The organism is Sutterella faecalis, assembly GCF_006337085.1.
Classification (GTDB): Bacteria; Pseudomonadota; Gammaproteobacteria; order Burkholderiales; family Burkholderiaceae_F; genus Sutterella; species Sutterella faecalis.
In genome coordinates this window covers 688543-712534 of sequence record NZ_CP040882.1, presented here as the reverse complement: position 1 = coordinate 712534, position 23992 = coordinate 688543, and the positions used below count along the sequence as shown (strand labels likewise).

Sequence of the window (23992 nt, the reverse complement as noted above, 5' to 3'; positions counted from 1 at the left end):
TTGCGGCTCATCAGCCCATGCTTGCTGGGGAGAAGCACGGCGCCGGGAGGTTGTCCTTCATTTTGAAGAAGGGCAGAGCTAAAACCGGCGTACTACGCTCCCTGATAAAGCCTCTGCTACCTGATCCGAGAGGATTAGTTGGCAGGCTTCACAGCCGGGCAGGCTTCAGCAGCGACGGGGCAGGAGGCTTCTTCCTCAGCTTTTTCCTTGGCTTCGCGCTTTTCCTGGGACTTCACCTGGGCTTCAGCGACGACGTCGGCGAGGTCTTCCTTCACGCCTTCGACAGCGGCGAGCGCCTTGTCGCGAAGATCAATGCCGCTCGAGATGAGGTCGGTGGCAAGGGGCTTCACGGAAAGCTTGCCGCGCGAGATGGCCATGGCGCCGAGAGCGCCGACAGCGAGACCACCGAGGAAGAAAAGGCCGTATTTGTAGTTCTGGTTCATTTTTTACCGCTCCACGAAAGTTTTAATCGGATGACGTAGTAAGGATTTTTCAAATTTCGTCGGATTGCGGGGTCGTGAGCGATGAGAGCGTCAATGGATTCAGAGGCTTTAAAACTTCCGAATGACCTGAACCCGGGGAAATGGATTCAGAGCGGCAGCCATTCTTGCGAACGCCTGCCTGATCGGCTCCCGGCTGGACTGCTCTTGGCGGCAACCTTCCGACATGCCCTCATATTACCCCCACTTCGAAAAAACGGAAGACCGGAAAAATCTGCACTAAGAACGATTCGCAATCAGAAAATGCCCTTACGTCAAAACCCGTACGCCTGAATGCGAATTACTACGATTCAATACGAAAATAAAAATGAAACCTTATTGAAATAAAAGGGAAATATTATGAAATTTAAATCGTGAGGAAAATGAGAATAGTTTTTGTTCGTTAAAGAACGATAAATGAAACAATATGTAAAAATTGTCTTCTAATCTCCTGCGGCGGAGCGAATTCCTGCAATTCCTTCAGGGTTCGCGGAATTTATGCAGACATTGTGAAGGCTTCGCCGCCCGCAATCCGGCGGCGCTTTTCGCTCGCATCGCGCTGCGGGGAAATTCCGAATTCCCGGGAGTATTCGCGGGCAAACTGCGAGGGACTCCTGTACCCGACGGCAAATGCGGCTTCAGAGACGCGGCGCCCTTCTGAAATCATCAGTTCCTGGGCGCGGAAGAGCCTCAGGCGCTTCTGAAACTGAATGGGCGAGAGGCCTGTGGTTTCCTTGAAGCGCCGGTGAAAGACCGAAAGCGACATCCCGATGCGGCGGGCTTCTTCCGTGAGGTCGAATTCCCTGCCGCAGTCCGACTGAAGCGCCTCAATCAATCTGAGGATGCGGTTCGATGCCGTATTGGATTCGCATAAGGGGCGGAGCCTTTCGCCTTCCGGGCTTGCGGCAATCAGAAAATGAAGCTCCTCAACGGCGAGCGGCCCGAGAAAGCGGGCGCGGACGGGATCCGTTGAAGCCCGGAGAAGCCTCAGGACGGCATTTTCCATCTCATCCGACATGCGGCCGGAGAGAAGTGCGGCGCAGCTCCTGCTGCCCGGGTGGCGGGCAGCGCAGCAAAGAATCGTGCGAGAAGCGCCATGTCGAGCTCCATTGCGACGGAAAGAAAGGGCATTTGCTAGTCGAATAAAATGTTATCAAACCTCCCATAACGCGCAGAATAGGAGGAGTAAAAATGACGCTTTGTTCGATTGGAGTCATTGCCCGACATTACGGCGTATCGCCGAGCACTATCAGACGCTGGGTGGAAAAAGGCTTTATTCAGGCAGAAGGTCGCACCTTCGGCGGTCATCGAAGATTCAGGAAGCCTGCAGTTCAGTCTGCGGAAACAGCCGACCGAAAGATTGTCGGTTACGCCCGCGTTTCGTCGCACGATCAGAAATCAGACTTGCTGCGGCAGGCTGATCGACTGCGGGACGCCGGCTGCGACGAAGTGATTTCCGACATCGGTTCCGGCCTCAACTGCAGAAAGCCCGGTCTGAGAAGACTCCTGCGGATGCTTCTCGACAACCGCATTGAGAAGCTGCTGGTTCTCCACGAAGACCGCCTTCTGCGATTCGGCGTGCCCCTTGTTCGCTTTCTCTGCGGTCGGGTGAATACGGAATTTCTCGTCGTTGAAGCCGTGACGCCCGTGTCCTTTGAAGCAGAGCTCGCCCGGGATGTGGTGACGCTTATGACGGTTTTCTGCGCCCGTCTCTACGGGCGGCGAGGAAGACGCAAAGGTTCATCGCTTAATTTGCAAGCGATGGGATAAAATTTATTTCCTTAAATATCAATAAATTAACTGAAATTTAAGGGTTTTGTGCTTCGGTGCGACACAGACTGACGTATGCTGTGTGCAATATGCGGGGAAAGCTTTTGCATTCTACATGATTTCCCCATGCACCTCGATCCACTTCGTCCATCTGTTAACGGTCAGCGTAAACGAGACTGTTTAGCCAACGACTTTGAGACGTGATACGCCAAGGATTTGAGACCATATACCGTATCTGACCGGGACGATATACCAACATCCTGTTGGCCTGGATACCTCCGCTACCACGAGACCCATTACCACTGAGACCCGATACCTCCGTAAAGAGAGATGGATTACCACAGGGATTGAGACTGCAAACCGCTCTGAATGAGACGGCATACCACTCTTGGTCAGCTTTACCTCTGCACTGAGACTACTTGCCCCAGCGGCAGAACTGCATACAAATGAATGGGACCCGATGCCATGACGAAATGAGATGAGATACCACAGCAATAAGACAGGATACCTCTGCATGAGACTACTGAATATGCTGAATATCGACAATGGTATTTCCTCTTAACATAATGTATTCCTTGGATATTAAGTCGAAATCCCTTCGGCTTAATTACCAAGGAGACTGCTATGTCGAAACAAGCAAGAAAGTCTCGGGGCCCTTCTGTTGTTGAGTCCGAAATCCCTCGGCTGACACCTCAGGAAATTTTTGAAGGCTACGAAAGGCATCTCTATAGCGTTGAGGATGCCAAGACATTGATGCAGATGCCTCGCAGCACGTTTATGCGGCATCTCAAGAACTGGCGAGAGACAGGTCGGCTGCCCTCACATACCGGTCAAGGGAATCGTGTTCCGGCCAATAAGCTCGATCCGCAGATCAGAGCGAGGATCATCGAGTTTGCAACAGGCAAATATGAGGGCTTCCAGGCAACCCTCCTGCATAAGTATTTGCTCATTGAGGGTATTGAGGTCTCCGTTGAAACGGTACGACGAATCCTGACAACACTTCGTCCGGAAGAAACTCCAAAGGAGCGCAGGTCGACCGCGCATAAGCTGCGCCGCCGCAGATCGAGCGTTGGGGAACTGATTCAAATTGACGGCAGTCCGCATCCATGGTTCGAGGGAACCGGAGACGATAACAGCTACGCGCTTCTCATCTTTGTCGATGACGCAACAAGCCGCATCATGGTCGCCGGCTTCTATCCAACAGAAACATCTGAAGGATATCTTCAGTTGCTGAATAAGTACATTGAAAAATATGGGATTCCATGGGCTCTGTACAGCGACAGACATTCCATCTTTGCCCCAGTAAATCCCTCGAAGAGCGGAAAATCCGAGGAAACACAATTTCAAAGAGTCTGTCGGGAGTTGGGGGTAACGGGGATACGGGCTAATTCGCCAGAAGCCAAAGGGCGGGTCGAGCGAACATTCAGCACGCTGCAGGGACGATGGCCAAAAGAGTTCCGTGTGCTGGGCATCAGAAATATGGCGGAAGCAAATTCACGAATGCCGGAATTGCTGGCGAGCTATAACCAAGAATTCGCAATTGCTCCCGCTGACTCTAAGGATAGCCACGCGCCGCTGCTGGAGGAAACGAAAGAACGCATTGAGCAGATCTTTGCCAGATGGCATACACGTATGATCGTATCTGGACTATGGGTATAAAAATCCCGCGTAAGCGGGATGCTTTTTATTCAGCGCCGGCAGCCGCCGGGGCCGGCGGCTTGAGGCATAGCTCAGAATAGCCTTCAGTCTGCCGACTGATGCTTCTTCCACTCCCAGGGGAGCCACGGCGTCAGGTCGAAGTCTTCGAGCAGCGCTTTCATGTCCCACTTCTGGATCTTCTTGTACGGGTCCTTGCCTTCCCGGTAGGCCTTCGTCCAGCCCTTTGCATAGGCATGCCGGAATGCGGCCGCGCTATATGCGTTCAGCCACTTTTCGAGGTCGATGTCGTTCAGCTTCGCCGTCTCCGCCATCGAGATGCAGGTTGCCACTGCATCCGCCCCTTCCACGGTCTGCATAAAGTTCTGGTTCTTGCGCAGAATCGCAACCGGCCGGATGGCCCGCTCCACCGTGTTCGTTTCGAGGGGGATGCGGCCGTCCTTCAAAAACTGCTTCAGGCTTTCACGCCGGTTCATCCAGTAGACGACGGCTTCGGCCATCCGCGAATTAAATTTCTTCGAGAATTTTCCGTTTTTCTCCAGCGCCAGCTTTTCTGCCAGACCTGCGTAAAGCTTGTCCACGGCATCAAGCACCGGCTTTGAGTAAGTTTCGCGATGCTTCTGAATGCGTGCCTCATGCTCTTCGGCGGTCTCGTCCTCAAGGCGTTCTGCAACTTCCTTTTCGTACTGGAAAATAAGCTGAATGCCGCTCAGGATGGAGAGCATCTGTGCTTCCGGAGCCGCATCAAGCGCGCGCTTCCCGATCCGCTCGGCGCGTTCTTCCGGCGTGAGCTTCTCGAGTTCCGAGAGGTACTGCTTGCACGTAACGGCTTCATAGGCTTCACGACGGGCATGCACGAGACAACTCTGCCTGAGCACTCCCTTGAGTACCGTTTCCGCCAGAGCATCGTATCCGGCATAGCCGTCGACGACGATGGCATCCATCCGGCCCTTCAGCGACTCAAGGCGCTTGCCGATATCCTCGGCTCTTCTGGAGCCGAGCGTGGAAAACCAGATGAAGGGCGTCGGACTGTCCGTTTGGGTTCCCACGGTAAAGACGTAGGTCTGCGAGCTTGTCTTCGTCTTGTCCGCGTAAGCGCCGCGGCCTTCGCTTTCCAGAATGTCGTATCGGGTTTCATCGGCCAGAAACACGCGGTCGCCGCAGTTTCCGACGATGTGCTCCATCAGCGGCCTGAGGTAGATATCCGCCCAGGCGTAGAGATTCTCAAAGAGCGTGTTCGAGCCGAGCTTCAGGCGGCTGAACATCATGTTCTCAAGCCGGTTGATCGGCAGGCCGTTGTTGAGCAGCTTCACGGCTTCGGCAAGGCAGTTCATGGAGACGGTGCGCTCCGGCTTCACGGGAAACTGCATGTGCTCCGGGAATACGGGGTGCACGGTGCGGCACTTCTCGCAATACTGAAGTTCGATCTGATTCTGCTGTCTTTCAAAGCGATCCTGCACGGCCTGAGTAACCGCAACAAGCTTCGCCACCTGTTCTCCGAGGTTTTTGAGCCTGCCGCTGCAGTGCGGGCAGCTGTCCGAAGCGCCTTTTCCCGGGGTGCGGAGCACTTCCGGAAGGTCGCTTTTGGATTTCTGCCGTCCGCGCACCTTCTCGTCAGCCGCTTCCTCCTCCTTTTCTTCATCAGAGGCTTTTTCGGCCGTCTTCTTTTCGTTCTCAGGCTTAGCCGGCTCCTCAGTCTTCTGAGGCTGCCGTGCCAGAGTGATCTTTGTCATGAGCGCCTGCGGAGTGACGGTCTCTTCGGCTTCTTCGCCGGACTTCGCTTCCGGCTTCTCATTCGCAAAAGCCTTGTCCTGCTCGTCCTGCAGCGCGGTAATGGCCGCCTGAGCCTTCTGCGCCTGCCGAATGCCCTGCTGAATGGCTTTGATGTCCGCCTGGATGCTTCCCTGGTTCTTTTTGACTTCCGCGAGTTCAGGCGTGAGCTTTTCCCCGCCCTTTCCGAAGGCGAGTTCGCGGAACGTCTCCGCATTGCGCGCTTCGGCTACGAGCTTCTGCACGCACTTCAGGAGATCATCCCAGAGCTTCAGATTGGCCTGCGGATCCAGACTCAGATTGCGCTCCACGTCAAGGCGCATGCCGTGAATCAGCGGGGCGACTTCCATAAGAAAGGCCGCAGCCGCGGCGTACTTCTTCTCGGAGAGATCCAGCCGAATTTCCGTCTCTTTGGCATAAGCCTTCGCTGCAGATGCCGCTTTTTCGGCTTCTTCGGCCTTGCGCTCTGCCGACTGAGCCTTACGCTCCGCTGTCTCTGCTTTTCTCTCAGCAGCCTCAGCCTGCTGCCGGGATTCCTGCAGCAGGGCAATCAGTTTTTCGCGGGGAAGAGCAGAGAGATCGACGGACATGGAATACAGGGGGAATCGGTGTTGGAACAGGGGTAATTTTACCCGTTTTCCGATCCTGTAAAAAACTCTCTTTCCCTACTGGCAGTAGCTTAAACGGCCATTTATAAGCGTTCTGAGAGCATCAGTATTCCGGAGGTCTTTTTGCCTTCCGCACTCCTTTGCAGACTCACTGAGCGGCGCTTCCCGCACACTCTGCATGATATTGAATGCGTCGCATTTTCACTTTTCACTGTTGTCTAAAAACGAACTCAACCAATTGATTTACATCAATTTTTGAGCATCCCTTGTCTCTCAACCTGCAGATTTTCTCCATCGAGGTAAGCCATCAGTTCCTCAGGCGTAATGGGTGCCGCAGCAGGTCCGGAAGCCCGCATCAGGAACTTTGCAAACCTGCCCGAATTCAGGCGCCGAACTACCATGCATGCCCCATGCTCATCCCAGAAGACGATCTTGCAGACCTTGCGGTTGCGGGAGACGAAGACAACGTAGTCATTGCCTTCGGCAACAGGAATGCCGAGGAGCGATTCAGCCATGAACGTCAGGGTGGAAAGGCCGTTGCGGCCGTCAACCGGCGTGGCGACGAGCGTCGTTTTGCGCGAGGCGAAATCAATGATCATGTCCGCACTCCTGCCGCCTGCATCATCCCGATTGCCATAAGCTCGGGAGATTCAGATCTAAACTCGAGCAATGACCCGTTTGGCAGAATCAGCCGTACCTCCCGTGCCACAAGGCCGGAGGGATGGGAAATCCGTTTAACCGGGATATTGCGTCCGACTTTAGTCGCGACCTTGCGCGGCGTCACAGCGGGAAGGGTAGCCACGGCCACGGTGCCGATCTGCGAAGCAGCCGAACGTTCAGCCGCTGCAGACTCCAAAAGACGCTCAATCTCCTTGAACTTTCGATAAAGCGTAGTAAGACAAGGCGTCTCGTCGGGGAAGAAGCATTTGAAGCGGGTCTTATGGAAGTCAATGCGGGTAAGGCCGGTTGCCTTCCAGGCGTCGTATGCCCTGCGCCAGTTGGGACTGATCATGAGATCCTCCTGAATGGGAACGACCTCAAGTTTCCCCGAAAGTATTTCAGCCCGCTCTACCTATAGTCCAGTTACGCTGGGGCAAGTAGTCTCAGTGCAGAGGTAAAGCTGACCAAGAGTGGTATGCCGTCTCATTCAGAGCGGTTTGCAGTCTCAATCCCTGTGGTAATCCATCTCTCTTTACGGAGGTATCGGGTCTCAGTGGTAATGGGTCTCGTGGTAGCGGAGGTATCCAGGCCAACAGGATGTTGGTATATCGTCCCGGTCAGATACGGTATATGGTCTCAAATCCTTGGCGTATCACGTCTCAAAGTCGTTGGCTAAACAGTCTCGTTTACGCTGACCGTTAACATTCCGCACTACAAGTCCCGCAGAGGGCCGCAGTCGAGCTATCATTGCACCAACGTCTCCGTCGGCCCCAACTACGTGCGCGTGCCGAAAATGGAGCCGATCAAGGCTCGGATTCATCGGGAGGTCGTCGGCAAGGTGAAGAGCATCACGCTTGAAGCCGATGCCGCCGGCGACTACTACGCCGCCGTCCTCTGGGAGGATGGTCTTGCTGAAAAGGAACCTCTGAAGGAGATCTATGAGGATCAGGTCATCGGCATCGATGTCGGCATCAAGGATCTCCTCACGGAATCGAACGGACGCAAGGAACCGAACCCGAGGCATCTGAAGCACGCCCGCAAGGTGCTGCGCCGCAGATGCCGGCAGTTTTCAAGAACTCAGAAGGGCAGCCGCCGGCGCGAGAAGGCGCGCCGCAGGCTCGCACGGGCCCACAAGCGCGTGGCGAATGCCCGCACCGACAACCTTCACAAGGTCTCTTCGCGACTCGTGAACGAAAGCCAAGCGCTGGCTGCGGAGAGTTTAAGAATCATCAACATGCTGAAGAACCACCACCTGGCGGAGTCGATTGCTGATGCCGCCTGGGGCGAGCTCTTACGAATGATTGCCTACAAAATGAAGCGGGAAGGAAAGTACTTCATACAGATCGATACTTTCTATCCCTCTTCAAAGATGTGCTCCTGCTGCGGCTTCAAGCTTGAGAAGCTTGATCTTGCTACGCGCGAATGGGCGTGCCCGCACTGCGGCGCTCACCATGACCGCGACGGCAACGCTGCAGCCAACATCCGGGCTGAAGGCATCAGAATACTGAGGGCGGAGGGGCTACCCGTCCTGCGGAGAGAAATGTCCTCTCCCAATGCTCGCTGAGGTCGTGTAAATCCCGGAGACATCCGGGTTGTGACCGAAGAAGCGAGAAGCCTCGCCCAATTCGAAGAATTGGACGGGGAGTAGTCACGCAAGATTCAATTCTTCGAAACATAAAGCAAACGCATGAACCCGGTTGTTCTCCCGTGCGGGTCTCGGTCTGAATGATCAAGCTCAATGAGGCAAAACGCTGATATCCCGTGCCGCAGACACCAGGCGCTCTCCATTCTGAAAGGCTTCCAAAATGCATGATGACTACTACCGCTATAAGAAACTGCGGGCCGCTATTGTCGGCGCGAGCGGCTATGCCGGAACGGAGCTTCTCCGGCTTCTTCTCGACCATCCGGAGGTGAAGGTGACGGCGCTTTATGTGTCTGAGCAGAGCGTCGATGCGGGAAAGCAGATCGACGAGATTGACGGGAGGCTTTGCGGCAGGACGGATCTGAAGCTTCAGCCCCTCAGCGATCCCGAGGCCGCGGCCGAAAACATCGAAATCGTCTTTCTCGCCACCGAGCACGAAGTAAGCGCAAGGCTCGCTCCGGTCTTCCTCGAAAAGTGCGTCAAGGTTTTCGATCTCTCGGGCGCCTTCAGGCTTGCCGACCCGAAGCTCTATCCGAAGCACTACGGCTTCGAGCACGCTCATCCGGAGCTTCTCGAGGACGCAGTCTATGCGCTTCCGGAATATGTCGATGAAGCGAGGCTCCGTGAAGCCAATCTGATTTCGCTTCCCGGGTGCTACCCGACGGCGTCGCAGCTCGCGCTTCGTCCGCTCATCGACGCGGGGCTTCTTGATCTCTCCATGCCGCCCGTCATCGACGCGGTTTCGGGGGTCTCGGGCGCCGGCAGAAAGGCGAAGCTCTCGAACGCCTTCTGTGAAGTGAGCCTTTCGGCCTACGGGATCTTCACGCATCGGCATCGCCCGGAAATTGAGGAGCACCTGGGCGGCGTCCCGGTCATCTTCAATCCGCATCTCGGCGCCTTCAAGCGCGGCATCCTCGCGACGATTACGGCAAAGCTCGCTCCCGGAGCAGATGAGGAGGCGATTGAGAGGGTCTATGAGCGCGCGTATACCGAGCACGCCTTCGTGCGGGTGCGCCAGGGGCTCCCGAAGCTCGATGATGTGGTGAATCAGCCCTATTGCGACATCGGCTTCAAGGTCTCAGACACGGGCTACATCGTCATCGTGAGCGCGATCGACAATCTTTTGAAGGGGGCCGCCTCCCAGGCGGTGCAGGCGATGAACATGCGTCTCGAGCTCCCGGAAGACACGGGATTCTCCGTCTGAAGCGCCGCGGGCCGCATCTCAACCGTTCGAGAATAAAGGAGAGAAGGAAGCCATGGAGCCGACAATCAACGCTGCACCTCTTGTCATCAAGCTTTCCGGGAAGGCGCTCGGCGCCGAGCCGGAACTTGAACGCCTTTTCCGGGCGCTCAGGAGCGCAGGGCGCGCATTTCTCCTCGTGCACGGCGGCGGCGTAGCCGTCGACCGCCTCATGACGGATCTGGGGCATGAAGTGAAGCGCGTGAGAGGGCTTCGCGTAAGTCCGGCAGAAGAGATGCCGCTGATCGCCGGTGCGCTTGCCGGCACCTGCAGTCTTCAGCTGCGGGGTGCGGCAGTGCGTGCCGGGCTTCTTCCCCTTGGTCTTGCCGCAACGGACGGCGGCATGTGCCGCGTCGTGCCGGAGGACCCGGAACTCGGCCGCGTGGCGAAGACTCAGGCCGGCGGCGTTGAGGATAGGGGGCGGCTTCTTTCGCTCCTCAATGCTGGGTGGCTCCCGGTAATTTCCTCGGTCGGGCTTGATTCTGAAGGACGCCTCTGGAACATCAATGCCGACGATGCCGCGCTCTCAGTCGCGGAACTTCTCGGCGCGCCCCTCATCTTCCTATCCGACGTAAAAGGAGTGCTTGACGGCGAAAAGCGGCTGATTCCGGAGCTCACGCCCGAAAGCACGGAGGCGTTGATCCGCGAGGGCATCATTACGGCCGGCATGACGGTCAAGGTGCATGCGGCCCTATCCGCTTCCCGGGCAACGGGGGCGCCGGTGTCGATTGCTTCCATCTTTGACGACGCGGTTCCTGAACTTTTATCGGTCGGAAAGTTCCCCGGAACCGTCTGCAGAGGTTAATTGTCGACAATAAATGGATGATTATCGACAGGACTGTCGAATATTATCAATAAACTTCTAAAAAATTATTGAATTGATTGATAATCAAGAAATAAATGTAAATGCATAGGATGAGGACATAACGCGGGAATAAATATTGCTGCGCTGATGTCCTTTTTCTTGGTTTTAGTCAAACCGGACTATGCAAAATCACCAAGCGTCGTGATTAACCATCCATAAAATCGAATTCTGATTCGTCTTCCATGACAAGGGCGGCGAAGGTGAGTTGTGAGCCTGAGCGTTCGTCAATTCCGGCGGGGGAGGACCCTCGTTTCCCTCCGGGCGGCCGGGCACTCAGGCATTGTGTTCCGTTGCGTTCAGTAACCCTGAACCCCTTGCCTTTTTGATGAAGATGATGAATAGAAGAGAAGAGACGCAAAAGAGGACCATTCCCATCGTGCCGGGCGTTGAGGCTGCCGTTCCGCAGACGCTTATTCACATGATCCCGAAGGAGCGCGCAGGAGAAATTTCCCCGCTCGGCGTCATGCTCCCTGAGGAAGCGCAGAAGAATTTCAGAGGCACGCCCTTTGAAGACCTCTACGACGAGGCGGTGAATCTCCTCAGAAACCGCAACATTACGCCCGACGAGCTTTCCTACCTTTCGAAGGCGCTCAGCCAGATTCTCGTCAACCGCGACCGCGCGCCCTTCTTCATTCGCCAGGGGCGGCTTTCCGACGTCGACGATGTTGAGGGACTCGTGCGCTACTGGGCTCAGCAGGGAGAAAACCTGCCGCGAAAGCGCGCCGACATCATCCGCAATATCGATTCCTTCGCAGTCTGCGTGCGCGACGGTCAGATGGTGGGCTGCGCGAGCCTTTTCGTTTATGACTCGGGTCTCGCGGAGATCCGCTCGCTCGGGGTTTCTCCGCTGGTTCAGCGCCAGGGCCAGGGACGCGCTATTGTTGAGTACCTGCTCGATCGCGCAAGGCGTCTCGATATTGCTAAAGTGTTCGTGCTCACGCGCAATCCGAAGTTTTTCGAGCGCTGCGGCTTTGCACTCACCAAGATCGAAGCGCTGCCGGAAAAAATTCTCAAGGACTGCGAGAATTGCAATAAGCGTGAACGCTGCGACGAGCTCGCCTACGAATTCAACCTCTGACCGGGGAACTGCGCCTCGATCGGACCAACGCATTGACAACCAAAGGATTTTTTACCGATGACTGAAGTTACGCGCGCGACCTATGATCAGGTCATGTTCCCGTGTTACAAACCCGCAGACCTCGTGCTGGTGCGCGGCAGGAAGTGCCGCCTCTACGACAGCGAAGGCCGCTCATACCTCGATTTCGGCGGCGGCATTGCCGTCAATTCGCTCGGCAACGCGCCGAAGACCGTGCGAAAGGCGCTCAAAAAGCAGAGCGCCCGGCTCGTGCATGTGAGCAACGTTTTTGCGAACGACTCGACGCTCAAGTTTGCGATGGAGATTACGAAGGTGACGGGCTTCGACCGCGTCTTCTTCACGAATTCGGGCGCGGAAGCGAACGAATGCGCTCTGAAGCTCGCCCGCCGCACTGCGGTCGACCTTTACGGCGAAAAGAAGGATGAGATCATTTCCTTCGCGCACAGCTTCCACGGCCGCACGTTCTTTACGGTGAGCGTGGGCGGACAGGACAAGTATTCGCTCGGCTTCGGTCCGCGTCCCGGCGCCATCACGCATCTCCCCTTCAACGACATCAAGGCTTTCGAGAAGCAGATTTCGGACCGTACGTGCGCCGTCATCTTCGAGCCCGTGCAGGGCGAAGGCGGCGTTCTGCCGGTGGATCCGAAGTTCGCGAAGCGCGTGCGCGAGCTCTGCGACAAGCACCATGCGCTTCTCATCATGGACGAGGTCCAGACAGGGTGCGCGCGTTCGGGCACCTTCTTCGCCTATGAGCAGATCGGCATTCAGCCCGACATCGTCTCGACCGCGAAGGGCATTGCCGGCGGCTATCCGATCGGCTGCGTTCTCACGTCGAACGACATCGCCGCGCACTTCAAGGCCGGCACCCACGGCTCGACCTTCGGCGGAAACCCCCTCGGGTGCGCCGTCGGCTCTGCCGTCGTCGCGAAGATCTCGAAGCCCGAATTCATGGCCAAGGTAATGGAGAAGGGCAAGCTCCTTCGCGAGGAGCTCACGCGCGTCAATGATGAACTCCATGTCTTCTCGGCTGTCCGCGGCATGGGGCTCCTCGACGGCTGCGAACTCATCCCCGAACTCCGGTCTCGCCTCGGCGACATCCAGAAGGCGGCGCTCGAAGCGGGCCTCATCATTCTCACGGCCGGCGGCACGACGATCCGCCTCTGCCCGCCCCTCATCATCAAGAAGAAGGAGCTGAAGGAAGGCGTCGCCATTCTGCACCGCGTGCTTTTGCCCTTTGCGATGGAAGCCGAAGCTCTGAAGCGCGCCGAAGCGCTGAAGGCGCAGGAAGAAAAGGCGCAGAAGGCCGTGAAGGCTCCTTCCGCGAAGAAGCCGGCTGAAAAGGCGGCTGCTGAAAAGAAGACGGCGGAAAAGAAGGCGGCAGCGCCCAAGGCTGCCCCGGCCCGCCGCGTGACTCAAAAAGCGGCTCAAAAGCCTGCTGCTGCGGCTCAGGCAAAGACCGCAGCTCCCGTCAAGACTGAAGCCGCCAAGCCGGCTCCGGCTAAGAAGGCTGCGGTGAAGGCGCCTGCTGCTGCGAAGACGGCTGCGCCCGCTCCGAAGACGACAGCCGCAAAGCCGAAGGCCGCTCCTGCCGCAGCGTCCAAGGCGCCGGCTGAGGCACCGAAAGCAGCTCCTGCGGCGGCGGCTCCGGAGAAAGTTGCTTCTGCTCCGAAACCCGCCGCTCCGGCCGTAAAGCCCGCGTCTGAAGTGAAGCCTGCCGTTCTGAAGACTCCGGCCTGATTCCGGCGACTCTGAACGTGCTTTCATCCGTCTGCCGTGATGCAGACGGAAGCCGGAAGCGAAAAAAAGTCCCGCTCGATTCTCTCGGACGGGACTTTTTCTTTTGCGCTTTCGCGCGTTCTTTCTTAATGGATCGCGAAGAACGCCTTGAAGTTTTTGAGGTAGAGAACGAAGACGTAGAGAATGACGATCGCCGCGACGGCCAGTTCAAAGTGCGCGAGCCAGCGCAGTTCGCTCACATACTCTCCCATCCCGTTGAAGGTCCCCATCAGGGCGGCGAGCTTGTAGAGCGCCGTCGCGCCGATGGCCATCGGGAACGTAAAGGCCGCGTAGCCCGGGGAGAACTGCAGCCTCAGAAGGTGCCAGAACACGAAGTAGATCGCAAAGGTCATGAGAATGGCGATGCCGAAAAGAAGCGCCACGAGGAGAAGGTGCGGTTCCGTTGAGACGGAGAGGTAGCCCGCCAGCGAGAGCGATGCCGGAGCCGCCATGATGGCGATCGTGGGCTTGGCGGCGTTGGCGACCTGCGGGAGGAAGATGAGGCGGTAGAGCATCGTCGGAAGCATGATCGCGTAGGAAACGAGGCCGACGACCAGGAGAACCTGGGCAAGGGGCAGAAGCTCCGGAACGCCGGGGAAGGACACATCGGCGACGATGATGCCGACGGGCGGCACGAACCAGGAGGGCACCATCTTTTCCATCACGTTGTCGTGGAAGCGGAACCAGGCGAAAAAGACGAGGGCGAGGAGATGCAGCACGACGGCGACGAGCCAGAGGCCGACGGCGAATTTCGGGAGCGCATCGAGAAGCGCGCGGGAAATCACCATGAGCGCCATCGCGAAGGTGGGCACGATGGACCCGACCACCGGGTGCTTCAGATCCGCCCAGAGCGTATCGGCGTGAAGCGAAAAGCGGCAGATGAGAAGGAGGAGGAGCGAGGAGGCAATGACTGCCCCTGCAATCTGCCCCCAGCCATGAAGGGGAAGTGCATTTTCCAGACACCAGCCGAGGCTGGCGATGCCGAGAGCAAGCCCGGCCATCGGGGTGGGAAGACTGCGAAACCGTGAGGGAAAAGCCTTGAGCATGAATGGAGAGGCCCGGTGTGGCAAATGATGGAAGGCGCTTCTTGCGCAGAGAATGCGAAGAGTAAAATATAAATCCTGTTTTTGTAAAGTAAATTCGAACGAATTGGGTTAAATTGTTCGATAAAATTAACTTGCCTTTTCCTGTCTGATCGCTGTCGGATGCTTTCAGACGATGCAGAGAAAAGCGCCGGGTTTGCTAACATCCAAAGACCGCTTTCCGAAGAGACGCTTTCGGAGAGAGGCCGCATCAAAGGAGGTATTAATTCGTGGTACCCATCACGCTCAGACAGCTTCAGGTTTTCCTTGCCATTGCGAAGGCCGAGAACATTGGCGCAGCGGCAGAGTACCTCTCCATGAGCAAGAGTGCGGTTTCGCAGGCGCTCTCCGAGCTTGAGGCTCGTCTCGGCGTGCAGCTCTTCGACCGCAACCGCGGACGAATCTTCCTTACGCCCGAAGGGCGCCGCATGATGCCTCAGGCCGATGAGATGGTTCATCGCGCCGACGACATTTCGGACCTTTTCAGAAAGAGCCGCCGCTACTGCCAGTTCCGCGTGGGCTGCACGCGCACGATCGGCACCTTCATGATTGCGGATCTCCTGAGGGGCTTTCGCGACGCGCACGGGTGGACCCCTGCCGCCGTCATTGCCAATACGCGGATCATTGCTGAAAAGCTCTCCCGGTTCGAACTTGACGTTGCGCTGATCGAAGGTCCCGTCACGGATACGGATCTGGTGACCACGCCCTGGATGGCTGACGAAATGGTTGTGGTGGCGCCGAAGGATCATCCGCTCACCGGGCGTCCGGTGAGCTACCAGGAACTCGAAACCGCCTCCTGGATTCTTCGTGAAAAGGGATCCTCCACGCGCGACTTCTTTGAAACCCAGGTTCGCCAGCGCCTGAGGCAAGTTGAGGTGATTGCTGAACTCAACAGCTTCGACGCCATTCTGCGCACGGTCCTTCTCGGCCTCGGGCTCACCTATATGTCCCGCCGCGTGCTGAACGACCCCTATTACGGGCGCTTCGTCGCGCAGGTGCAGCTGCCGGAGCGCTTTCACCGGCAGCTCACCTTCTGTCACGAGCGCGACAAATACCTGTCGAACGATATCGAGTCGTGGATGGAGCACTGCCGCAGCTACGCGCGCCTGATGGAAAGGCGCGAGGCGGAGGCTCAGCGGCTGGTGGAAGGCGGCATCTGACTCCGGGTCGGTCGTAGCGTTTTTTCGGCACAGTTTTTTCTCTGCATGCATCCCTGAAAGGACATCAAATGACGAAGTTCATCGACTTTCCTCAACACCTCCGCTCCATCAGCGTCGACAGCGCCTATGGGCTCATGAACATCGGCGCGACGGCCGTTATTTCCGCCGCGAATAAGGGAGATGAGGACGCCATGACGGCGGCCTGGAACTGCGCGCTCGACCTCAATCCCACGAAGGTGACGGTGGTTCTTTCGCGCGGGCACTACACCCGCAGGCTTCTCGAGGAGAGCGGCTTCTTCGCGATCAGCCTCGTTTCCCGCGCGAATGTGGAATCCGCTCAGTACCTGGGTTCCGTTTCGAAGAACAACGACAAGGAAAAGCTCGACAAGTGCCCGGGCCGGTTCTTCAAGGCCCCCGGCTGCGACATTCCGCTCATTGAAGGTTCGCCCGCCTACTTCATCTGCAAGGTGATTCCGGAAGAGCGCATCGCGCAAACGTACGACCTCTTCCTCGCAGAAGTCGTTGCCTGTTATGCCGACGACCGCGTGGCAACGGAGGGCGGGGACTGGCGCTTCGAATCCGCCGACCCGTCGCTTCGCACCGTGCATGCGGCAAGTCACGGACGGTACTACGCCATCGGAGATCTGATTGATCTCAATCGATAATCGCATGACGAACTGAAGAAAGGCGCTCTCATATGGGCGCCTTTTTTATGCCGGGGAGCGAATCTCTGAAGGGGTGAGGTCGGCTTTTTCACAACATAATCCAAATTAACATACAATGACTGTATGATAATTTAGATTATGTTATTGAGATCATGCGGACGTTTTACGGCAGAAAGGAGGAGCTGCAGGCGCTCCACAAGTTCCTCTCGATAGTTCAGAGGCGCAGGACCTCTCAGATGGTGGCCGTCATCGGCCGCCGGCGGGTTGGAAAGACGACGCTGATGCTCAAGGCCTTTGAAGGCTGCGAGCTGCCGGTGTTCTACTTCTTTGCCGATGCCAACGTGGATGAGGCGGAAACCGCCCGGGCATGGCTTAACGAAGTCTCTCGCACCTACGCGGTGGAATACCCGCCGGCGCTCACCCGACCGGAAGAGGTCATCGGCTATCTCATGCAGCTCACTCAGACGAAGCCGGCGGTCTGCATCATTGATGAATGCCAGAATCTGAATCAGATCAACAAGGCATTCTGGAGCCAGCTGCAAAGAATCTGGGATACGAAAAAAGACAGAAGTCAGCTGCTGCTGGTCATGAGCGGTTCCATCATTTCTGCGATGGAAGCCATTTTCGGGGAATCGAGCCAACCGTTATTCGGGCGCCTTTCCGGGCAGCTGATGCTGAAGCCCTTCAATCCGCGGGAAATTCTGGATATTCTCCGCAATGAAGCTCCGGGGCTCTCCCCAAGGGACATTTTGACGCTCTATGCCGTCACGGGAGGCGTTGCCAAGTACCTGGAGCTTCTCATTGAAGCAGAGGCGCTGACGGAGCGGCAGATTGTGGAATTCATTTTTTCCAATGCCGGCGGATGGCTTCGCTCTGAAGGAGCCATTTATCTCGCGAATGAATTTCGTGCGGATTCTCCCATCTATCTTCAGATCCTGAAAAAAGTGGCGGCCGGGAAGATCAGATGGAATGAAATTCAGGACGGCATTGATACGATTGTTTCTCCATATATCTCAAGGCTTGAGCAATTTCGACTCCTCGAAAAGAACATTCCCTTCGGCGCAAAGGCCGGGACGAGGAATTCTCGCTATCGGGTGGTCGATCCTTATTTCCATTTCTGGCTCAAATTCGTGGATCCGCTCGAGAGCCGCACGCTTGCAGAAGCCAATCGCTGGGGCGTGCTGATTGAAAAAACGCTCGGGTCGCTCTCGACTTATCTCGGTCGGGCACTGGAAAACTGGTATCGGGAGGAGTGCCTGAGTTCAGGAGAGTGGATTGAAGCCGGAGCCTGGTGGGACAAAAGAGGAGAGAATGAAATTGATCTGGTTGCGATGAGCATCGATCGCAAGACCATTCTCTTCGGGGAAGCGAAGCTCAATCCTGAAAAATTCAATGCCGTGAAGCTCGCCATGAAGGTCGAGCATTTTTTCTCACAGCACCCTGAGCTCCGGGGCGCTGCAGTGAGGCAATGTGGTCTGTTCCCGGAAGGCATGGGCACTTCTTTGTCTCAACTGCCGCCTGAATGACGGCTTCAGGGTTTTTCCGATTTTCGAGCGGCCGGCGGAAAGTGCAGAATAGCTCCACCGTTTCTTTCGGATGCTTCCGAAATGAAGCGCCGCTTTTCTGCCCAGGCTAGATGCTTTCGCGGACTGCCGCCTCAATTCCCTCAGGCGGTCCCGGCATCCTCAACGTTCGCCGTCGCATTGGGTTTCTCTGGACCGGCAGGTTCGGACGAACCTGCCCGTGTCCCTAAAAAATCAATTTGAGATTTCTGAAAATGAAGAAGACTCTCCTCACGGGCTTGGTTCTTGCTGCGCTTTCTCCCCTTGTTTTTGCCGCTCCGGACGGCATGTCGGGCGCTACCAAGAAGGCATCCGACGCTGCTCAGGCCATCGGTAATGTCGACGCCATTACTTCCGCTTCCGTTGTTCCGCAGAATCTCCGCCAGACCGTGAAGCCCAACGGCTTCACCGCCGGCGACGCGAAGGCGAAGCGCATTCTCTTTGTTGTCGGCGATCCGCGTCATGAATCCGTGGAATGGGATCTCGTCAACACGGCGATGAAGCACTTCATGGACAAAGGCTGCGAAGTCGAACTCCGCGACCTCTATGCCATCGGCTTCAACCCGGTCATCACGCGCGAAACCTTCTTCCAGGCGAAGGACGGCCTCGGCGAGACGCCGGCCGACGTAGCGGTTGAGCAGAAGTATGTGAATGCCGCCGACTACATCATCTTCGCGTATCCGAACTGGCACGACACGCCCAACGCCATCACGAAGGGCTATATGGAGCGCGTGTTCCAGAAGAAGTGGGCGTACAGGGATACCGACAAGGGCCTTGAAGGGCTTCTCAAGGGCAAGGCCTTCTTCACGATCATGAACGCGGGCTGGCTCGGCATGGGCCGCGGCGACATCGGCGACGGCATCGGCAAGAATTCCAACCCGATCTGGGACAAGTACCTGGGCGCCTTCCGCGTTATGGATGAAGACACCGCCGCCTTCTGGGGCATGAAGACCCTCGGCCGCTTCGTCAACGACCGTACCCCGGGCAATCTCGACAAGGACTATGCCGAGAAGCTCGATAAGCTCCGTGCCGATCTCACGAAGACGCTCGACAAGAAGTTTGAGCTGAAGTAATTCTTCCTCTTCGCAGTTCTACGAAGCCAAACGCCTCCGCAAAGCGTCCCGAGCGACGCCCGGAGGCGTTTTGCGTTTCAGAAAACCGGAGACTGATAGAAAGCGCCTTTCTTGTGCCTTGGATCAATAGAGAGGCGAGGCACTTACCGAGTCCGGGCATAGAATCGATGTCGTTAAGAAATAGCGATTAACCCTTAGAGGTTAACGCTAGAGACCCCTTTCAATGGAGATTTAAAAATGCTCTCTGCCAAGCTGGCTAAGAAAATCAATGAACAGATGAACCTCGAGCTTTTCTCTGCGCTCCTTTATCAACAAATGGCTGCGTGGGCGAGCGCGAAGTCCTTTGAAGGCGCTTCGAGCTTCCTCTATGCGCATGCCAAGGAAGAGCTCGAACACAAGCAGCGTCTCTTCAACTACCTCTGCGATACGGGCGCTATGCCGGTGATAACCGCCCTTGAAGCTCCGCAGCATGACTTCAAGTCGCTCGAGGACGTCTTCAAGAAGACGCTTGACCATGAACTCTTCATTTCGAAGTCGATCAACGAACTTGTCGGCGCAGCGCTCGAAGAAAAGGACTTCTCGTCCTTCACCTTCCTGCAGTGGTTCGTCACCGAGCAGCATGAGGAAGAGAAGCTCTTCAGGACCATCCTCGAAAAGCTTCAGCTCATCGGCAAGGACGGCCATGGGCTTCTGGTCTTCGACAAGGAACTTGCTCAGATCCACGCTGCGAAGTAATTCAAGCGGCTTTTCGAGCATTGAGCGGATCCCGACCGGGCATGCGGCCGGGGCCGCTCTGCGAAGCGCATCGGGTTCTTTCCCTGGTGCGCTTTTTTTCATGCCCACAAAGGCAGAGGTCAATCAAATCGACCAGATGCTGTGGCTCACCGTGTTCGCGTCGAGCGGCACTGTTTCCTGAAGAAGAGAGATGAGCGCGGCGGTGCCGCAATCCGGTTTGATTTTCCTGAAGGCCCGGATGCTCTTCACCATGGATCGTTTGGGTGTTGCTGCCGCCCTGACCTCAACGGGGAAGAATCTGTTTTGACAGCGTATGAGCAGATCTATCTCGTTTTGATCCGAATCGCGATAAAAGTAGAATTCCGGTCGCCTGCCGTTGTGAAGCCAGCTTTTGACGATTTCCATCACCACGAAGGTCTCAAACAACGCGTCGGCGTTGTAATGCGCCGCAGCTTCCTCCGGAGTCTGAATGCCCATGAGCTTGCAGAGGAGGCCGGTGTCGGCGAAGTAGAGCTTCGGGCTCCTGACGAGGCGCTTCCCGATGTTCTCCAGATAGGGTGGGAGCACGAAGATGAAGCCGCACGTTTCGGCGATGGCGAGCCACTCACGGGCGGTTCTGATCGTCAGTCCGCAATCATGCGCCAGCGCCGTGCAATTGAGCACCTGACCGCTCCGGACCGCCAGCGTCCGCAGAAAGCGCCGGAAAGCCATGCGCTTTTCGATGGAATTGAGCTGCGGAATGTCCTTCTCAATGACGCTGTCGATCAGCTTGTCGAAGAAGAGCTTCCGGTCAGCTCCCGAGAGGCTTTTAGCTTCGGGGAAGCCGCCCTCAAACACGATTCCCCTGGTTTCGTACGCAGAGCGGGCTTCCAGCTTCTGCTTGAGGCTGAAGTCCGGCAGGTACGGGAGCTGCTCGAGACCCAAGCCTTCCCGTTCGTATATCGAGAGCGGCAGGAGGTTGAGCAGGGTGATGCGCCCGGGGAGCGTGTCGGCGATCTCTTCCACGAACGCCGGGCGTTGGGAGCCCAAGAGCCAGAAAAGCCCGCGGTCGTCCCGGGCGTCGAGGAAGGCCTCAAGCGCCGGGAAAAGCGTTGGCGCCCATTCGACTTCATCAATGATGGCGTGCGGCGGACAATCGGCAAGTAGCTGGTCGGGCGCATGCATCGCGGTGTCGCGGATTTCGTGCTGGACGAGCGTCACGTAGGGCCTCTTGCTCCCGAGATGCTTCATGAGCGCGGTCTTTCCCGTCTGCCGCATGCCGAAGAGAAGAATGCCTTTAGAGCTAGCTGAAAGCTGCGGGATGACTTTTTCGAGCGTCCGGTGGAGGTATGCCATGACTTGACCTGCTTGTCCTAAATTTCTGAACGTTTGGGTTCATTTTTTCAGGAAGAAAAATCCCGAAAAACGGATTGCCTGTCGGTGGAGCATTCGATAGTCAGAGCCGAGCTTCTTTTCCGGAAGCAAAAACGGAGAAGTCTGAAGGAAGAAGCGGAATCCATTCTCAATGATGCCTTCAGTCGTTAGAACGTCTGGGACTCATGGGCAGCAAGAAAAACACGTATTCGTTCAAAGAACCCGGCGAGTTCTGCCGGAGTCCGCAGTTCAATTTTGGTGAGCGCTGCCATTCGATAGTGGTCGACTGTTCGTTTGGAAATGCCCAGCTGCTCGGCAATCTGCTGGCTCGTGAAGCCTTGTGCTACTTTTTCAGCAATTTCTTTTTCACGTTCACTAAGCGACCTGAAGCGCTTCAGTTCATCAAGCAGATTGGTCGCGCCGCCTCTGCGGGCGCGGTCCTTTTCAATGGCGCGCGAGACTGCCGGCAGAAAGGTATCCGGCTTTATGGGCTTTTGCTGAAAGTCGCAGGCCCCGTCACGCATGGTCTGAACAGCCATGTCGATATCGCCGTGGGCCGTCAGGAAGATGATCGGGCACTCATAAGCCCGCCCGGTAAGAATTTCCTGCAATTCAAGCCCTGACATGCCGGGCATTCGTACATCAAGAATGACGCAGCCCAGTCGACTCGGCATGTCGCCAGCCAGAAATGCCTTGGGGTCCGCGAAGGAAATGACGTCATACCCTTCACACTTCAGCATGAATTCGAGCGAATCTCGAAGGGAGGGATCATCGTCCACAATTCGGATGAGAGGCTTGTCAGGATTCATGGCTTCGCTTTTCTTCGGTCTGGAGTGGGAGGATCAGGAGCGCAGTGAGGCCGTTAGGCCGGCGACGTGCGAATTTGAGTCTTCCGCCCAGGTTTTCTGCAATCGTGCGAACAATAGCCAGTCCGAGACCAAGTCCTTCAATCTTGCTTGATGTCAGGATGGAATTGAGCTTTTCGAAGCTTTCGTCGTTCTGCAGAGGACCGTTGTCGCTGATGGAAATGACTGCACGGCGGCGGTCGTCCGCTCCTTCGCAGCTGTCAAGAATAAGAGAAACCTCCCCATTAGCGGTATTAGCGACAGCCTGGAGAGCATTTCTCAGAAGATTCTGGATCGCGAGTTCAATCTCCATGGGATCTGCATGGATGAAATACGTGTCTGCGGGCGCGGCAATGGATACTTCCACCGGAGAAATCCTGGCGTCATTGAGGGTGCGCACGGCTTTCTTGCAAAGTTGACCGAGATCCGTCCGCACTCTTGCGGGCGCTTCGCCTTTGGCATAGCTTCTCACCTTGCCGACGATGTCTTCCGCTCGCTCCGCCTGAGACCGGATGGAGCTGATGCCTTCAAGCAGGACATCTGCAGGCGCACGAACGTCGGTGTCAAGCATGCGCTGCAGGCCCTGCGAATAGCTCACGATGGCGCTCAAAGGCTGTCGAAGTTCGTGAGCGATGATTGACGACATTTGCCCGACTGCGCCGGCTCGTCTGAGCGTCTCCATGCGTTCAGAGGCAATGCGGGCCTTTTTTTCGCTTTCCTGCTCGCGGCGAAGCGCATTTTTGAGTTCAGCAGTGCGCAGGCGCACAAGGTAGGAACTCCGGGCAGCGTGAGCTGCAAGGCCGGCAATAGAGAAGAAGAGCAGCAGAACATACGTTTTATATTCGTCCCAGAACCGTCTCCAGGTCCAGGAACGCAAATATTCGTACGGCCCGCGGCGTATCGCACGGTAGAGACTGTCGACGCTCGAAAAGTCGCTCGCGATTCCCCAGCTGAGATCATGCGGCCCGGAAGGCATCGATAGAAGTGCCTGAGTGGCAAGTCTTGCATTTTGCGCAGAAAGCCGGGGCGTCGCGAAAATCGTCCAGTTGGGATAAAGCCTGGTAGAAGAGAGGCATCCCGCGGGATGAATGCCGGGTTTTACGGCGATCGGCTTGATGTCGCTCACGTCCTCGCCGGCATTTGCGAGTTCCTCGAGGAAGCATGTGCGTACGACGGCGATATCGGCGGCTCCGCTCCGGAGAAGGTCGAGTTCCCGCGTCATGTCGTGGCCGCTCGGGATCAGGTCGCTGAAGAAGCGGTCAGGGTTGAAGCTTCGGGACGCTATTTCGCCGAGTGCGATATGCCAGCCGGCAAAAGCATTCGGCCCTGTGGCCGTGGCTTTTTTCCCTTTCATATCCTCGAATTTGTCAATGTCTGCACGTTTCCTGAGGGTTATGAAGAGTGCGCCTTCGGCGTGATTGGGATCGGGAGCAAACGAGGAAACGACTGTGGCAAGGTCTCTGGCGCCGCCGCCGAGCATGCGTCCGTATGTACCTGCGGAACTGAGCACCAGATCTGCATCACCGATGTCCCGGGTCTCGCCGGAATAGACCCGGGCTGAAAAATTGCCCCGCCCGAATGTCTTGCGGAATATTTCGATAGTGTCTTCCACCACCGGGTAGTGGATGTTGGGTTTGGCAAACTGCGTGACGAGTAGCTTCACCACAGGCCGGGCTGCGTCGACAGGTCCCTCGGGCGACGCAATTTCTTCACCGATGACGTAGGGCGGCGAAGAAGGAGAGGTCGAGGGAGTCTCCGAAAAGGCAGGAGCAATCAGGATCGAGAGGACGAGCGAAGGGAGGAGCGGCTTCACGGCATTAAAGAGAAATAGAGATCTTTGATTGAATTCTATGGAAAGAAGGGGATGACTTTCGAAAGTCTGGATGCAGAGGCATTTCCGAAAGCATGCCTCTAGACAACGGTCACGATGCCTAGGCATGCCTTCGGGAAAGAAT

Annotated in this window: 21 protein-coding genes; 12 read left to right on the top strand and 9 right to left on the bottom strand. The window is 56.6% G+C overall.

Annotation, left to right across the window (positions count from 1 at the left end; translation table 11 throughout):
* Nucleotides 1-134: 134 nt before the first annotated feature.
* Together FG381_RS02820 and FG381_RS02815 are read right to left on the bottom strand one after the other, a co-directional pair.
* Nucleotides 135-443: a hypothetical protein gene (locus tag FG381_RS02820; RefSeq protein ID WP_139687447.1), complete on the bottom strand. Its 309-nt coding sequence runs from the start codon at nt 441-443 to the stop codon at nt 135-137.
* Nucleotides 444-975: 532 nt separating this feature from the next.
* Nucleotides 976-1560: a helix-turn-helix domain-containing protein gene (locus FG381_RS02815; RefSeq protein WP_226960312.1), complete on the bottom strand. Its 585-nt coding sequence runs from the start codon at nt 1558-1560 to the stop codon at nt 976-978.
* A gap of 110 nt (nt 1561-1670) precedes the next feature.
* On the opposite strand from FG381_RS02815, the gene FG381_RS02810 reads away from it, so the two are divergent.
* Together FG381_RS02810 and FG381_RS02805 are read left to right on the top strand one after the other, a co-directional pair.
* Complete coding sequence (locus FG381_RS02810) at nt 1671-2249, top strand: IS607 family transposase (RefSeq protein ID WP_139687445.1); 579 nt, start codon at nt 1671-1673, stop codon at nt 2247-2249.
* Between the two features lie 624 nt (nt 2250-2873).
* A complete protein-coding gene (locus FG381_RS02805; RefSeq protein ID WP_139687444.1) occupies nt 2874-3908 on the top strand; it encodes an ISNCY family transposase in 1035 nt (344 codons plus the stop codon).
* An 83-nt stretch (nt 3909-3991) separates the two neighbouring features.
* On the opposite strand, the gene FG381_RS02800 is transcribed toward FG381_RS02805, so the two are convergent.
* From FG381_RS02800 to FG381_RS02790, 3 genes are all read right to left on the bottom strand, one after another.
* Nucleotides 3992-6265: an IS66 family transposase gene (locus FG381_RS02800; RefSeq protein WP_139687004.1), complete on the bottom strand. Its 2274-nt coding sequence runs from the start codon at nt 6263-6265 to the stop codon at nt 3992-3994.
* 266 nt (nt 6266-6531) lie between these two features.
* Nucleotides 6532-6882, bottom strand: coding sequence for an IS66 family insertion sequence element accessory protein TnpB (gene tnpB, locus FG381_RS02795; RefSeq protein WP_139687005.1), 351 nt, complete (start codon nt 6880-6882; stop codon nt 6532-6534).
* On the bottom strand, nt 6879-7295 hold the full coding sequence (locus FG381_RS02790) for a hypothetical protein (protein WP_139687006.1): 417 nt from the start codon (nt 7293-7295) through the stop codon (nt 6879-6881). Before FG381_RS02790 ends, tnpB begins: the two co-directional genes overlap by 4 nt.
* Nucleotides 7296-7634: 339 nt before the next feature.
* Between FG381_RS02790 and FG381_RS02785 the strand changes: the two genes are divergently transcribed.
* The 5 genes from FG381_RS02785 (at nt 7635) to FG381_RS02765 (ending at nt 13523) form a co-directional block, all read left to right on the top strand.
* Nucleotides 7635-8507 carry an RNA-guided endonuclease InsQ/TnpB family protein gene (locus FG381_RS02785; RefSeq protein ID WP_322618364.1) on the top strand — a complete coding sequence of 291 codons (873 nt, stop codon included), beginning with the start codon at nt 7635-7637 and terminating at the stop codon, nt 8505-8507.
* Nucleotides 8508-8748: 241 nt separating this feature from the next.
* Entirely contained in the window at nt 8749-9789 is a 1041-nt protein-coding gene (gene argC / locus FG381_RS02780) for an N-acetyl-gamma-glutamyl-phosphate reductase (protein WP_139687442.1), read from the top strand.
* Nucleotides 9790-9841: 52 nt separating this feature from the next.
* Nucleotides 9842-10630, top strand: a complete 789-nt coding sequence (gene argB / locus FG381_RS02775) for an acetylglutamate kinase (RefSeq protein ID WP_139687441.1) — start codon at nt 9842-9844, stop codon at nt 10628-10630.
* A gap of 436 nt (nt 10631-11066) precedes the next feature.
* Nucleotides 11067-11768 (top strand): GNAT family N-acetyltransferase, encoded by a 702-nt coding sequence (locus FG381_RS02770; RefSeq protein WP_226960369.1) that lies wholly within the window; start codon nt 11067-11069, stop codon nt 11766-11768.
* Nucleotides 11769-11825: 57 nt separating this feature from the next.
* Nucleotides 11826-13523 (top strand): acetylornithine/succinyldiaminopimelate transaminase, encoded by a 1698-nt coding sequence (locus tag FG381_RS02765; RefSeq protein WP_139687440.1) that lies wholly within the window; start codon nt 11826-11828, stop codon nt 13521-13523.
* 125 nt (nt 13524-13648) lie between these two features.
* On the opposite strand, the gene FG381_RS02760 is transcribed toward FG381_RS02765, so the two are convergent.
* The gene (locus FG381_RS02760; RefSeq protein WP_139687439.1) at nt 13649-14608 is read right to left on the bottom strand and encodes a TDT family transporter; all 960 of its coding nucleotides are present in this window, start codon (nt 14606-14608) and stop codon (nt 13649-13651) included.
* A 266-nt stretch (nt 14609-14874) separates the two neighbouring features.
* Here FG381_RS02760 and FG381_RS02755 point away from each other — a divergent pair, with 266 nt between their 5' ends.
* The 5 genes from FG381_RS02755 to ftnA all read left to right on the top strand — a co-directional run bounded on the left by FG381_RS02755 (nt 14875) and on the right by ftnA (nt 19839).
* A complete protein-coding gene (locus FG381_RS02755; protein ID WP_139687438.1) occupies nt 14875-15804 on the top strand; it encodes a LysR substrate-binding domain-containing protein in 930 nt (309 codons plus the stop codon).
* A 68-nt stretch (nt 15805-15872) separates the two neighbouring features.
* Nucleotides 15873-16469 carry a flavin reductase family protein gene (locus FG381_RS02750; RefSeq protein WP_139687437.1) on the top strand — a complete coding sequence of 199 codons (597 nt, stop codon included), beginning with the start codon at nt 15873-15875 and terminating at the stop codon, nt 16467-16469.
* A 152-nt stretch (nt 16470-16621) separates the two neighbouring features.
* Complete coding sequence (locus FG381_RS02745; RefSeq protein WP_139687436.1) at nt 16622-17995, top strand: ATP-binding protein; 1374 nt, start codon at nt 16622-16624, stop codon at nt 17993-17995.
* A 251-nt stretch (nt 17996-18246) separates the two neighbouring features.
* Nucleotides 18247-19104, top strand: coding sequence for an NAD(P)H-dependent oxidoreductase (locus FG381_RS02740; protein ID WP_139687435.1), 858 nt, complete (start codon nt 18247-18249; stop codon nt 19102-19104).
* A 237-nt stretch (nt 19105-19341) separates the two neighbouring features.
* Complete coding sequence (ftnA, locus tag FG381_RS02735; RefSeq protein ID WP_139687434.1) at nt 19342-19839, top strand: non-heme ferritin; 498 nt, start codon at nt 19342-19344, stop codon at nt 19837-19839.
* 123 nt (nt 19840-19962) lie between these two features.
* On the opposite strand, the gene FG381_RS02730 is transcribed toward ftnA, so the two are convergent.
* From FG381_RS02730 to FG381_RS02720, 3 genes are all read right to left on the bottom strand, one after another.
* Entirely contained in the window at nt 19963-21174 is a 1212-nt protein-coding gene (locus FG381_RS02730) for an ATP-binding protein (RefSeq protein ID WP_139687433.1), read from the bottom strand.
* Between the two features lie 185 nt (nt 21175-21359).
* Nucleotides 21360-22001 carry a response regulator transcription factor gene (locus tag FG381_RS02725; RefSeq protein ID WP_139687432.1) on the bottom strand — a complete coding sequence of 214 codons (642 nt, stop codon included), beginning with the start codon at nt 21999-22001 and terminating at the stop codon, nt 21360-21362.
* On the bottom strand, nt 21991-23850 hold the full coding sequence (locus FG381_RS02720; RefSeq protein ID WP_165697812.1) for a sensor histidine kinase: 1860 nt from the start codon (nt 23848-23850) through the stop codon (nt 21991-21993). Before FG381_RS02720 ends, FG381_RS02725 begins: the two co-directional genes overlap by 11 nt.
* Nucleotides 23851-23992: the final 142 nt, after the last annotated feature.